Annotated in this window: 11 protein-coding genes; 6 read left to right on the top strand and 5 right to left on the bottom strand. The window is 71.0% G+C overall.

Annotated features, from left to right (window positions below):
* The 3 genes from ABZX79_RS21050 to ABZX79_RS21040 all read right to left on the bottom strand — a co-directional run.
* The coding region (locus ABZX79_RS21050; protein WP_355259620.1) for an alcohol dehydrogenase catalytic domain-containing protein at positions 1-677 on the bottom strand (677 nt) is incomplete at its 3' end.
* A 410-nt stretch (positions 678-1,087) separates the two neighbouring features.
* Positions 1,088-1,930, bottom strand: coding sequence for a TetR family transcriptional regulator (locus tag ABZX79_RS21045; protein WP_355259638.1), 843 nt, complete (start codon positions 1,928-1,930; stop codon positions 1,088-1,090).
* Between the two features lie 79 nt (positions 1,931-2,009).
* Positions 2,010-3,791 (bottom strand): 3-hydroxybutyryl-CoA dehydrogenase, encoded by a 1,782-nt coding sequence (locus ABZX79_RS21040; protein WP_355259618.1) that lies wholly within the window; start codon positions 3,789-3,791, stop codon positions 2,010-2,012.
* A 320-nt stretch (positions 3,792-4,111) separates the two neighbouring features.
* On the opposite strand from ABZX79_RS21040, the gene ABZX79_RS21035 reads away from it, so the two are divergent.
* Positions 4,112-4,678 carry an adenylosuccinate lyase gene (locus ABZX79_RS21035; protein ID WP_355259616.1) on the top strand — a complete coding sequence of 189 codons (567 nt, stop codon included), beginning with the start codon at positions 4,112-4,114 and terminating at the stop codon, positions 4,676-4,678.
* On the opposite strand, the gene ABZX79_RS21030 is transcribed toward ABZX79_RS21035, so the two are convergent.
* Complete coding sequence (locus ABZX79_RS21030) at positions 4,627-5,187, bottom strand: GNAT family N-acetyltransferase (RefSeq protein ID WP_355259613.1); 561 nt, start codon at positions 5,185-5,187, stop codon at positions 4,627-4,629. The two genes, ABZX79_RS21035 and ABZX79_RS21030, sit on opposite strands and share 52 nt — an antisense overlap.
* A 21-nt stretch (positions 5,188-5,208) precedes the next feature.
* On the opposite strand from ABZX79_RS21030, the gene ABZX79_RS21025 reads away from it, so the two are divergent.
* The gene (locus tag ABZX79_RS21025; protein WP_355259610.1) at positions 5,209-5,409 is read left to right on the top strand and encodes a hypothetical protein; all 201 of its coding nucleotides are present in this window, start codon (positions 5,209-5,211) and stop codon (positions 5,407-5,409) included.
* 25 nt (positions 5,410-5,434) lie between these two features.
* The gene (locus ABZX79_RS21020) at positions 5,435-6,076 is read left to right on the top strand and encodes a class I SAM-dependent methyltransferase (protein ID WP_355259607.1); all 642 of its coding nucleotides are present in this window, start codon (positions 5,435-5,437) and stop codon (positions 6,074-6,076) included.
* Positions 6,077-6,109: 33 nt separating this feature from the next.
* Here the strand turns inward: ABZX79_RS21020 and ABZX79_RS21015 are convergent, their stop codons facing one another.
* Entirely contained in the window at positions 6,110-7,138 is a 1,029-nt protein-coding gene (locus ABZX79_RS21015; protein WP_355259604.1) for an Rv2578c family radical SAM protein, read from the bottom strand.
* A gap of 137 nt (positions 7,139-7,275) precedes the next feature.
* Between ABZX79_RS21015 and ABZX79_RS21010 the strand changes: the two genes are divergently transcribed.
* The 3 genes from ABZX79_RS21010 (at position 7,276) to ABZX79_RS21000 (ending at position 12,922) form a co-directional block, all read left to right on the top strand.
* Positions 7,276-7,719 carry an SRPBCC family protein gene (locus ABZX79_RS21010; protein WP_355259601.1) on the top strand — a complete coding sequence of 148 codons (444 nt, stop codon included), beginning with the start codon at positions 7,276-7,278 and terminating at the stop codon, positions 7,717-7,719.
* A 218-nt stretch (positions 7,720-7,937) separates the two neighbouring features.
* Positions 7,938-10,340: an MFS transporter gene (locus tag ABZX79_RS21005; RefSeq protein WP_355259598.1), complete on the top strand. Its 2,403-nt coding sequence runs from the start codon at positions 7,938-7,940 to the stop codon at positions 10,338-10,340.
* Positions 10,341-10,477: 137 nt separating this feature from the next.
* Entirely contained in the window at positions 10,478-12,922 is a 2,445-nt protein-coding gene (locus tag ABZX79_RS21000; protein ID WP_355259595.1) for a SpoIIE family protein phosphatase, read from the top strand.
* Positions 12,923-12,950 lie beyond the last annotated feature (28 nt).

Genomic DNA, 12,950 nt, shown 5'->3' with positions numbered 1-12,950 from the left:
TCGCCCTGCTTCATGCCGGCGCCGTTGCGCGAGACGAGCTGGCGGTACGCCGTCGAGTTGACCAGGCCGGGGGCCGCCGCCTCCTCCCAGCTGAGGTGGTCGGGCTTCGGCATCAGCTGGTTGGACTTGACAAGGGCGATCTCTGCCAGACCGCCGAAGTTGGTCTCGAAGCCCCAGATGCGCTGCTCGGGGTCGAGCATCGTGTCGTTGTGGCCGTCGGACGACTCCAGCTCGACGGACAGGCAGTGCGCGACGACCTCGTCGCCGGGCTTCCAGGCGTTCACGCCGGGGCCGGTGCGCAGGACGACGCCCGCGAGGTCGGAGCCGATGACGTGGTACGGGAGGTCGTGCCGCTTGCTCAGGTCGCTGAGCTTGCCGTACCGCTCCAGGAAGCCGAACGTCGAGACCGGCTCGAAGATCGAGGTCCAGACGGAGTTGTAGTTCACCGAGCTGGCCATGACCGCCACCAGGGCCTCACCCGGGCCGAGCTCCGGCACCGGCACGTCCTCGACGTGGAGGGACTTGCGGGGGTCCTTGTCGCGGCTGGCGACGCCGGCGAACATCTCGGCCTCGTCCTTGTGCACGGTCACCGCGCGGTACGACTCGGGGATGGGCAGGGCGGCGATGTCTGCGGCGCTGCTGTCCTGCGACTGGATCGCGTCCAGGATTTCCTTCACGGGGTGCCTCCGGCGAAGCGCGTTTTTGAGGGAACGCTTTGAGGGGAACGTCGGGGTGCTGCTGTGGAGGTGTGCCGTCGGTTCGGCGGTGTTGCGGGGTGTTCGGCAGCGCGGGTAGCGCGGGAGGTTGCCTGTGACGCAGGCGCCCGGGCGCACAAGCACGTGGCTTGCGGGGACAGCCGGCGTACGAGAGATCTCTGCACGCCGGCCGCCCGGACAACATCAACGTATGACACCCCGTGCCACGTGACAAGACACTGAGTGCCAACAATTTCTCTCAGTTGTCACCTTGCCGTCACACGTGAGCGATGATCGATCGATTTGATTCATCAGAGCATGCGAAGACGCCGCCCGCCTCCCGGAAATCCGGGGGCGGGCGGCGTCTGGGACCGGCGGAAAACGTCGCCTGGTCAGGCCTGCTTAAGTGCTCGCTCGATCGTGCGCATGACCTCGTCCAGGGGCGCGTCCGTCCGGGCCACGGTCACCAGCACATCGCCACTCACCGAGGCAGAGGCCGCGCTCGAAGTGGACGTCGCCGGCTTCGAGCGGCCCGCGCCGATCCCTGTGCCGAACGTGTCGCGGACGATCGCGAACGCGTGGTCCAGCTGCGCCTCCACGTCGCCCTGGCCGCCCGCCCGCAGCCAGCGCCGCAGTACATGGTTGTGCGCCGTCACGACGGCCGACGCGGCCACCTCCGCCAGCAGCGGATCGTCGTTGTCGTCGTGGTGGTCGTGCTCGTCGAAGTGGCCCAGCAGATAGCGCGTGAACAGCCGCTCGTAGCGGGCCACCGAGGCGATCTCCGCCTCGCGGAGGGTCGGGACCTCGCGGGTGAGCTTGTAGCGGGCGACGGAGACCGCGGGGGACGCCGCGTACATCCGCATGACTTCCTTGATGCCCCGGCAGACGGTGTCCAGCGGGTGCTCGTGCGGGGACGCGGCGTTGAGCACCGCTTCCGCGCGCACGAGCGTGTCGTCGTGGTCCGGGAAGATCGCCTCTTCCTTCGAACGGAAGTGCCGGAAGAAGGTCCGCCGCGCGACCCCGCCCGCGGCGGCGATCTCGTCGACCGTCGTCGCCTCGTACCCCTTCGTCGCGAACAGCTCCATCGCCGCGGCCGACAGTTCACGGCGCATCTTGAGCCGCTGAGCAGCCGCGCGGCTGCCCGCGGCACTCTCAGGGGCCTCGGAGGCGGAGCTCGTACGGGACGGTCGTCGTGGGGAGTCAGCGGGCTGGGACATGCCCCGAACGTACTGCATCCGCGCAGGAGAGCGCGCCTGTGGGTGCGGGCTGCCGTCCGGCTCCAGCAGCCCGCCCCATCCGGTCACACCCTCCTGCTCAGCGCCCGGCATACTCCCGGAAGCCGCGTCCCGTCTTGCGGCCGAGGCACCCCGCGGCCACCAGGTGTTCGAGCAGCGGGGCGGGCGCCAGGCCCGGGTCGCGGAACTCGCTGTGCAGAACCTTCTGGATGGCGAGGGAGACATCGAGGCCGACGACGTCGAGGAGCTGGAAGGGCCCCATCGGGTAGCCGCCGCCCAGCTTCATCGCGGCGTCGATGTCGTCCAGCGACGCGTAGTGCTGCTCGACCATCTTGACCGCGTTGTTCAGGTACGGGAAGAGCAGCGCGTTCACGATGAATCCGGCGCGGTCGCCGCAGTCCACGGGGTGCTTGCGGATCTTCACGCACACCTCGCGGACGGTGGCGTGGACGGCGTCCGAGGTGAGGACGGTACGCACGACCTCGACCAGCTTCATCGCGGGCGCCGGGTTGAAGAAGTGCATGCCGATGACGTCCTCGGGGCGCGAGGTGGCGCGGGCGCAGGCGACGACGGGCAGCGAGGAGGTGGTCGTGGCGAGCACCGCACCCGGCTTGCAGACTTTGTCGAGCGTCGCGAAGAGCTGCTGCTTGACCTCCAGGTCCTCCGCGACCGCCTCGACCGCCAGGTCGACGTCGGCGAACGCGTCGAGCGAGCCGGCCGGGGTGACCTTTGCCAGCGTCTCGTCGCGCGCCTCGGCCGTCATCCGGCCCTTGTCGACAGAGCGGGAAAGGGACTTGGCGATACGGGCCTTCGCCTTGTCCGCCTTCTCCTGGCTCCGGGCCGCGAGCACCACGTCGTAACCGGCCTTCGCGAAGACCTCCGCGATGCCGGACGCCATGGTCCCGGATCCGGCGACGCCCACGGACCGCACCGGCAGCCCGGAGGTCACGCCCGCGCTCTCCAGCGGGGTGAGCGCGTCGTGCAGCACGGTGTGGCTGCCGGGTGCCTCGTACGTGTAGAAGCCGCGGCCCGACTTGCGGCCGCTCAGCCCGGCCTCGCTGAGCTGCTTCAGGATGGGGGCGGGGGCGTGCAGCCGGTCGTGGGACTCGGCGTACATCGCTTCGAGGACGGTACGGGCCGTGTCGATGCCGATCAGGTCGAGCAGGGCGAGGGGGCCCATCGGCAGGCCGCAGCCCAGCCGCATCGCGGAGTCGATGTCCTCGCGGGAGGCGTACTTGGCCTCGTACATCGCGGCGGCCTGGTTGAGGTAGCCGAAGAGCAGGCCGTCGGCGACGAAACCGGGCCGGTCGCCGACCGCGACCGGCTCCTTGCCGAGGTCTCGGGCGAGCGTGGTGACGGCCTCGACGGCCTGCGGCGCGGTGAGCACCGAGGAGACGATCTCGACCAGCTTCATCGCGGGCGCCGGGTTGAAGAAGTGCATGCCGAGGACGCGCTCCGGGTGCGCGGAGTCGGCGGCGAGGCGGGTCACGGACAGCGCGTTCGTGCCGGTCGCCAGGACCGTGGTGGGGCGCACGATGGTGTCGAGGGCGCGGAAGACCTGCTGCTTGGCCTCGTACGACTCGTGCACGACCTCGATCACGAGGTCGGCGTCCGCTGCCGCCTGGAGGTCGGAGAACGTACGGAAACGGGCGAGGATGTCGCGCCGCTCCTCGGCGGTGATCCGCTCCCGCTCCACTGCTCGGGCGGTGGAGGCTTCGAGCGAGGCGACGGCCAGCCTGGCGGCCTCCTCGCTGATGTCGATGCCGATGACTTCACGGCCGGCGCGGGCCAGGACCTCGGCGATGCCGGTGCCCATGGTGCCGAGACCGACCACGGCGACGGTACTGAGAGGGGTGTCCATCACGGGACTCCAGAGAATGAGGTGACGACTGAGGGGCGCACGGCGCGAAGAAGTCGCGTGCGGAATGCGTACCTGGGTACGAAATGCACAGGGCAGGTCGAGCTGCGGGGGCGGGGCCGACGGACTCTGTCCCGGAGTCACGTCGCGGAAGAAAACACCGAACCGACAAAGCACTCGGGGCGGCTGCGTCACCAGGCCGCCATGAGGTGATCATTCAGCGGGGGGTGGCCCGCTCACTTGAGATTAACCGGCGAGTAACGAGCGCGCCAGCCCTGGCGGGATGTGATCTAGGACGCCTGTGCGGTGCATACCCTTGCTGCATGGATGAGGAACTGCGGTCACTCGCCGGCCGGGTGCGGCGAGAGGCGGAGGATCCGGTGGCGTACGAGCGGCTGCTCGCCACCGAGGACCTCGACGAACTGGCCAGGGTCCTCACCGAGACCGAACGGCCCCTGTGGGCACGGGAGATGGCCGCCTTCCGGCTGGGCTGCGCGGGCGACCGGCGGGCCTTCGAGACGCTGGTGCTGCTGCTGAACCACCGCGATCCGCAGCGGTGCGTCACCGCGGCGTACGCGCTGGCGCGGCTGCGCGACCCGCGCACCGCCCGCGCCGCCGCCGCGCTCGCCACAAACTCGCTGCGCACGGCGTACGCGCTGCACCCGGTCCGGCTGCTCACCGAGCTCCGGGCGCCCGAGACCGTACCGGCGCTGATCACGACGCTGCGCGGCCTGCTCGCCCCGACGAACCCCCACTGGCGGGTGGCGCTCGCCTGCGTCGAGGGCCTGGGCCAGCTCCGGGACGCGCGGGCGCGGCCGGTGCTGGAAGCGGCGCTGGATCATCCGCGGCTGGTCGCCGCCGCGGCCGCCGCGCTCAGCCGCCTCGCGTAACGCGTCTCGGCGACGGCGACGCCGTGCACGTCGAAGTGTGCCTCGGCCCCGTCGGGCGCGAAGCCGGCCTTCTCGTAGAAGCGGCGGGCGCGGGCGTTCTCGGTGAGGACCCACAGGAGCATGCGGGGGTGGCCGTCGGCGGCGGCGCGGGCGAGGAGCTCGGCGGCGAGGGCGCGGCCGGCGCCGTTGCCGTGGTGCTCCGGCAGGACGTAGAGGGCGTACAGCTCGGCGTCGGCGGTCGGGCTCCCGTCCTCGCGGTACGCCCCGTAGCAGCCCCAGCCGATGACCTGCCCGTCGCGCTCGGCGACGACGTTGCGGCCCGCGCCGTCGCCCTCGGCGAGATGCGCGCGCCGCCGGGCGGCGTCCTCCTCGACGCACATCGCGTCGAGGTACGCCTGCGGCATCATCCCGGCGTACGCCGCCCGCCAGCCGCGCACCCGCACCCGCGCGACCGCCTCGCAGTCGTCGATGGTCATGTCCCGGATCTCCACCCTGGCGCCGCCGCTCATGGGGCCGCACTCTAGCCAGGGGTGAGGCAACGCCCGGTAGGCGAGCGGCCAGGTGAGCAGCGCCGGACCCCTGTCGCACTCGTCGACCTGCCCCTCGCCTGGGTACGCCGTCATGTGCGCGGCGGTGAGGGCCTGCCCGCGCACGCGGAACAACTGGCCGCGGACAGCACGGCCCTGCTGCTGTCGGATCTGCCGGTTTCGGCGGTGCGCGCCCGGGCTTGATGGCCCCCGTGGCATGCTGGCCCGTATGAGTGATCATGTACATCACAACTCTGTGCGCCGCAGCTATGACACCGTGGCCGAGGAGTACGCGGCCCGGTTGCACGACGAGCTCGCCGGGAAGCCGCTCGACCGGGCGCTCCTTGCCGCCCTCCTGGAACAAACAGAACCAGGGGCCGCGATCGCCGACCTCGGCTGTGGCCCCGGGCACGTGGCGGCCTGGCTCGCGGGGAAGGGCGCGCGTACGGTCGGGATCGACCTGTCCGCGGGCATGGTCGAGGCCGGCCGGCGCCGGTTCGCACAGGTGGAGTTCCGAGAAGGTGACCTGCTGGAACTTCCCGCCAAGGACGGCGAGTTCGGCTCCGCCGTAGCCTTCTACACCATCATCCACCTCGACCCCGGTGACCTGCGCCGAGCCTTCGAAGAGGCGCGGCGGGTACTGCGCCCCTCGGGACTTCTCCTCCTCTCCTTCCACATCGGTGAGGAGGTCCGGCACCTGGACGAGTGGTGGGGGCACGACGTGGACGTCGACTTCCGCTTCCTGGAGCCCGCGCACATCACCGGACTGCTCGAATCGGCCGGCTTCACCGTGGAGATGCACATGGAACGCACCCACTACGCCCACGAGGTCGAGACCCGCCGGGCCTACCTCCTGGCCCGCCGCACCTGACGTCGCCTGACTCCGGCTGACTTCGCTGCCGCGTCAGAGGAGCGTGAGCTGCGTCGGGCCGGGAGGCTCCGGCTCGACGGTTGTCGGAGTGCGCCGGGAGGTACGAGGTCCCGACGGGCCTATGCCGAATTCCGTGGCCAGGTCGTGTACCTGGCGGGTGATGCGGCGCTGGTACCACTTCGGGGCGTACGCACCCTCCGCGTACAGCCGCTCGTACCGGCGGACCAGGTGCGGATGGTGCTCCCCGAGCCACGCCATGAACCACTCGCGCGCCCCCGGCCGCAGATGCAGCACGAGCGGGGTGACCGACGTCGCGCCCGAGGCGGCGATCGCGCGGACGGTGGCGCGCAGTTGGTCGGGGGAGTCCCCGAGGAAGGGGATGACGGGGGCCATCAGCACGCCGCAGCCGATGCCGTGCTCCGTGAGCGTGCGTACGACGTCCAGGCGGCGCTCGGGGGACGGCGTACCCGGCTCGACCGTGCGCCACAACTCCTGGTCGGTGAAGCCGACGGACACCGAGATACCGACGTCGGTGACCTCCGCGGCCTGCACCAGCAGGTCGAGGTCGCGCAGGATCAGCGTGCCCTTGGTCAGGATCGAGAAGGGGTTCGCGCGGTCGCGCAGGGCCGTGATGATGCCGGGCATGAGGCGGTAGCGGCCCTCCGCCCGCTGGTAGCAGTCGACGTTCGTGCCCATCGCGATGTGCGCGCCCTGCCAGCGGCTGGAGGCGAGCTGGCCGCGCAGCAGCTCCGGCGCGTTGATCTTGACGATGATCTGCGAGTCGAAGTCCAGGCCGGTGTCGAGATCCAGATAGGTGTGGGTCTTGCGCGCGAAACAGTAGACGCACGCGTGCGTGCAGCCCCGATAGGGATTGACCGTCCATTCGAACGGCATGCGTGAGGCGCCCGGCACCCGGTTCACGATCGAGCGGGCGCGCACCTCGTGGAAGGTGATCCCCCGGAACTCGGGGGTGTCGAAGGTACGAGTGGTCACCGCGTCCGTTCCGAAGAGCGCGGCCTCCCCGGTAGCGGCGGGGTTTTCGGCCAGATTGTTCCAGCGCATGTGCGCCTCCTCGGTAGCACTGACCACAGAATAGAACACATGTTCGCTTCTTTGGTGCAACCCCGATTTTGGGCGGCCGTACCCGAGGTGGTTGGGTAAGCCGCACCCTTGAAAACCCAAGTGCTGGAGGAACAGGCATGGCGCAGGTCGAGGCCACCACGGAGCGGATCATCGCGGCGGATGCGGAGACGGTGTTCGACACGCTGGCCGACTACAGCGGCTCGCGCGAAAAGCTCCTGCCCGAGCACTTCTCCGAGTACGAGGTGCGCGAGGGCGGCGACGGCGAGGGCACCCTCGTCCACTGGAAGCTCCAGGCCACCAGTAAGCGCGTCCGTGACTGCCTGCTCGAGGTGACCGAGCCGACCGACGGGCAGCTGGTCGAGAAGGACCGCAACTCGTCCATGGTCACCACCTGGACCGTCACCCCGGCTGGTGAAGGCAAGTCGAAGGCTGTCGTCAGTACGGTGTGGAACGGCGCCGGCGGCATCGGCGGCTTCTTCGAGAGGACGTTCGCGCCCAAGGGCCTCGCCCGGATCTACGACGCCCTGCTCGCCAACCTCGCCGCCCAGGTGGAGAAGTAGCCCGCAGTGGCCCGCTGGGAGCCCGCCGGTAGTCCGTAGCAGTCCGTAGCGTCCGTCACTGGTTCGAGTGGTCTTTCCGGCGTGCCGGTGGTACGCCGCAGGGCTCCCACCGGGGGTGAAGCCGCCCGCGTGCGCCGCTCGACTCGATCGCCCCGCTTGCTCCCAGTTGTCGCGTAATGCGAGAAAAGGGCGGCGCAGGGCGACGAGGGGAGCGGTACGTGGGCGGGATCACTCTGGTGAAGACGGACGCGGCAGGTGACGGCGTCGATGCGTCACCACCGCCCCACGTCCAACTCCCCGTCGCCGGAAGGGCCGAGGCGCGGCCCCTCAGCCCCGGCCGCGTCCGGCTGGTGTTCTCCGGGCTGATGCTCGCGCTGCTCCTCGCGGCGCCGGCGCAGATGATCGTCGCCACCGCCCTCCCGGAGATCGTCGGTGAACTCCAGGGACTGGACCGGATGTCGTGGGCGATCACCGCCTATCTGCTGACGGCGACGATCGGCCTTCCCGTCTACGGGAAACTGGGCGACCTCTTCGGCCGTAAAGGCATCTTCCAGTTCGCGATCGTCGTCTTCGTCGTCGGCTCGGCGCTGGCCGGCTGGTCCCGCACCATGGACCAGCTCATCGCCTTCCGCGCCATCCAGGGCATCGGCGCCGGCGGCATCGTGATCGGCGTCCAGGCGATCATCGCCGACATCGTGCCGCCCAGGGACCGCGGCCGCTTCATGGGCCTCATCGGCGCCGCCTTCGGCCTCGCGGCGGTGGCCGGGCCGCTGCTCGGCGGCTTCTTCACCGACCACGCGTCCTGGCGCTGGTGCTTCTACATCAACGTCCCGTTCGGGCTCGTCACCATGGCGGTCATCGCCGTCGTACTGAAGGTCCCGAAGCCCGACGTACGGCCGCGACTCGACGTACTCGGCGCGCTGTTGCTCGCCGCCGCCTCCACCTGCCTTGTGCTGCTGACCAGTTGGGGTGGTACGGAGCACGCCTGGGACTCGCGGGTCATTCTCGGCCTCGCCGCCGGCGCTGCCGGAACGACTCTGCTGTTCATCGTCGTCGAAAGCTGCACGCCCGAACCACTCATGCCGCTGCGGCTGTTCCGCGACTCGGTCTTCACCATCACCAGCCTGGTCGGCGCGGTCGTCGGCATCGCGCTCTTCGGGGCCGCCGGCTACCTGCCGACGTTCCTCCAGATGGCCGGCGGCGCCGGCGCCACCGAATCCGGGCTGCTGATGCTGCCGATGATGGGCGGGCTGGTCATCGCCTCGATCCTCTCGGGGCACCTCATCAGCCGCACCGGCCGCTACCGCATTTATCCGGCCGTCGGCAGCGCGTGCTCCGTGGTCGGCATGTGGCTGCTGTCCCGGCTGGAGGCCGACACCTCCCCCCTGCACTACAGCATCTGGATGGCATTGCTCGGCACCGGCATCGGACTCGTCATGCCGGTGCTCGTCCTCGCCGTCCAGAACTCCGTGCCCCCGGCCGAGCTCGGCGCCGCCACCAGCGCCCACACCTACTTCCGCCAGATCGGCGGCAGCGTCGGCGCCGCCGTCTTCGGCACCCTCTTCGCGAACCGGCTCGCGGACGCGCTCGCCGAGCGGCTGCCCGCCGGCGCGGACCTCCCCGATCCGGCGTCCATCACCCCGCAGCTCGTGCATGCCATGGAGCCCGCGCTGCGCGACGCCTACATCGAGGCGTACGCGGAGGCCATGCCGCGGATCTTCCTCTACCTCGTGCCGGTGCTCGTACTCGGCCTGCTCATCGCCTGCTTCCTCAAGGAGAAACCGCTGGTGTCCCACAACGCCCCCGCAGCCGAGACCTCCGCGATCCCCGCGGCCCGCACCGCACCCACCGCCCCGTACCTGTCGGGCGTCCCCGTCTGCGGCACCGTCCAGCACCACGACGGCAGCGTCGTGCCGCGCGCCGCCCTCACCCTCATCGACGTGTCCGGGCGGCAGGTCGGGCGCGGTGCGAGCGGCGACGACGGGCGGTACGCGCTGAGCGTGGCCGGATCCGGGTCGTACGTGATGATCGCGGCGGCCGGCGGGCACCAGCCGCAGGCCGTCACCGTCACCGTCGGCGAACGCCCCGTCGAGCTCGATGTGGTGCTCGGTGGCGCGGGGCGCCTCGCCGGGACCGTGCACACCGCGGACGGGACACCGGTGCGGGACGCCGCCGTGACACTCACCGACGTACGCGGCGAGGTCGTCGCCTCGACGCGCAGCGGGCGCGAGGGCGGCTATGTGATCACGGAGCTGGTGGCGGGGGAGTACACCCTGGCCGGCAGCGCGCCCGCGTTCCGGCCCGCCGCACTTCCGGTCAGCGTGCAGGCCTCGCGGGAGACCCGGCAGGACATCGAGCTGGCGGGCGGCGCGGTGCTGCGCGGCACCGTACGGGCGAGCGGTGGCCGGCCCGTCGAGGACGCCCGGGTGACGCTGCTCGACGCCGGGGGCAATGTGGTCGACACGCTCACCACAGGACTCGACGGCACATTCCGCTTCGTCGATCTGTCGTCCGGCGAGTACACGGTGATCGCCGCGGGCTACCCGCCGGTCGCCACCGTGCTCCAGGTCGCGGGCGGCGGGCGTACCGAACGCGATCTCCAGCTCGGCCACGAGGACTGACCTTTCACCGCATGCGAACGCCCCTTGTGCGCGGGCGCACGACCTATTGCGTCGTTGCCCCGCGCGGGGCGGCCCGCGAGCCGTACCTTGGTGGGCGAAGCCACAGAATCTTTCGGCGGGAAGGGAGCCTCCCACCCATGGACAGTGGCACGGGGCCCACGGCGCCGCGCGAGCGTGCGGCCACCGGCCGGATTCCGCTTGCCGTGGTCGTGGTGGACGGCGACGGGCTCGTGTCGCACTGGTCCACCGGGGCGCGGCGCTTGTTCGGTCCGCCCAGGGAAGAGGCGGTCGGACGGCTCGCCACCGACCTCATGCCGGTCTCCGGAGCCCTCGCCGACGACAGGGCGTACGCGGCGTACGAGTCCTGGGAAGGGCTCGGCCCCGGACTCGACGACACCCTGAGCGGCCTCACCTCCTATCCCGCCGCAGGCCGGGCCACGCTCTTCGAGCCGGGGCGCGACCGGCTCGACGTGCTGTGGTGGGCGTATCCGCTGGTCGGTCCCGGGCCCGAGCGGCTGCTCGTACTCGCGGCGGACGCCGGCCGGCTGGAGAGCGAGCACCCGGCCGAGGGGCGTGGCACCGAGCGGATCGCCCCGGGGTTCGCCCTGCACACCGAGTTCCCGGGATCCGACGAGCTCGCCCGGTGGCTACCCGAGATCCTGCCGGGCATGAGCGTCGGCGAGTCCGGCCGCATCGTGTCGCAGGTCCTCGAACTGGGCTGTCCGGTCATGGAGTTCAGCCACCACGATCGGGTGCCCGTCACACCCGACTGGGGTGTGCCGAGGCGGGAGCGGCGCGGGGCAGAGCGGCGGCCACGGGCGGCAGGGGACGCCGCGGAGCCCCTCGGCGTACCCACCGAGCAGGATCTCGACCTTGAGTACGCCGCCGTGCGCGAGCACCTCGAATTACTCAACGAGGTGAGCGGGCGCATCGGTTCCTCGCTCGACCTCGCCCGTACGATCGAGGAAGTCGGCGCGGCCGTGGTGCCGCGCTTCACCGATGTCGCGGGCACCTACCTGCGCGAGCAGGTCATCGCGGGCGAGGGCTTCCCCGACGGGCCGCCGGACGCCAGCACGCTGTGGCACAGGGTCGCCGTCGAACATGTCGACGCGCCGGGGCGCTGGGACGATGTGGTGCCGGTCGGTGAATCCATGGCCTTTCCCGTGCACACACCGTTCTTCCAGTGCATGACGACCGGAGATCCGGTGCTCGTACCGAGGATCAGCGAGGAGATGGGCACCGCCATCGCCGCGCGGTTCGAGAAACGCGACATCAGGCCGCTGATCAACGGACGCTCCATGCTCGTCCTGCCGCTCAAGGCACGCGATGTGGTGCTGGGCTTCATGATCCTGCTGCGCCACCCGGGACGGGCCCTCTTCAACGACATGGACCGCGTCACCGGCGCCGAACTGGCCGCGCGGGCGGGGCTCGTGCTCGACAACGCCCGCATGTACACCTACCAGGAGAGCGTCGCCGACTCCCTCCAGACCAGCATGCTGCCGCGCGTCGCGCCGCGGACGGCGGGCTGTGACACGGCGACCCGCTATCTGCCGGGCACGCTGCTCGGGCGGGTCGGCGGCGACTGGTTCGACTCGGTCAAGCTGCCGGGTTCGCGCACCGCGCTGGTGGTGGGCGACGTCATGGGCCACGGGCTCAACTCGGCGGCGATGATGGGTCAGTTGCGTACGGCCGTCCAGACCATGGCCGCCCTCGACCTGCCGCCCGAACAGCTCCTGCGCAACCTCGACGACCTGGCGCAACGGCTCGGTCCGCACTATCTGGCGACCTGTCTGTACGTCGTCTACGACCCGGTCCGCGGCGAACTGCTCCTCGCGAACGCCGGCCACATCCCGCCCGTCCTGGTGCGGGCCGCCGACGGGCGCGGCGAGCTGCTGGACCTTCCGACGGGGGCCCCGATCGGGGTGGGCGGCGTGGCCTTCGAGTGCGTGCGGGTGCCTGTTGAGCCGGGCGACCGGCTGGTGATGTGCACGGACGGTCTGGTGGAGGTACGGGGCGAGGACATCGGCGTAGGACTGGCGACGCTGTGCGAGTCGGCGGCGCATCCGGCGGCCTCGATGGACGATGCCTGCGACACGGTCATCCGGGCCCTGGCGGCGTCGTCCTGGAGAGAGGGCCGGGGCGGGCGCAAGGACGACGTGGCGCTGCTGATGGCCCGGCTCAACGGTATCGCGGAGCGGGACGTGGCCCAGTGGGAGCTGACGCTGGAGCCGCGCGAGGTGGGCCGGGCGCGGCGGCTGGTGCGGGGACAGCTGGCGGCATGGGGGCTCGAAGAGGCCGCGGAGAGCACGGAGTTGCTGGTCAGCGAGGTCGTCACCAACGCGGTGCGGCACGGGGAGCGGCCCACGGACAGCCGCCGCGGCGCCCTGCGGCTCGTACGGGGCGACGGGCTGCTCTGCGAGGTCACGGACGACGACGGGCACGCGCTGCCGGCGCTGACGAGTGCGGGACCGGACGACGAGGCGGGGCGCGGTCTCGCCGTGGTCAACAGTGTGGCGCGGGAGTGGGGCGCGAGCCGTACCGGGGAGGGCAAGACGGTGTGGTTCGAACTGGCGCTGGGGTAGACCGACGTGTGGCAGTGGGGAGCTGGAA

Source organism: Streptomyces sp. NPDC002994, assembly GCF_040611155.1.
GTDB lineage: Bacteria > Actinomycetota > Actinomycetes > Streptomycetales > Streptomycetaceae > Streptomyces.
Note: the sequence above shows the minus strand (reverse complement) of the source record. Positions and strands in the feature narration are given on the sequence as shown.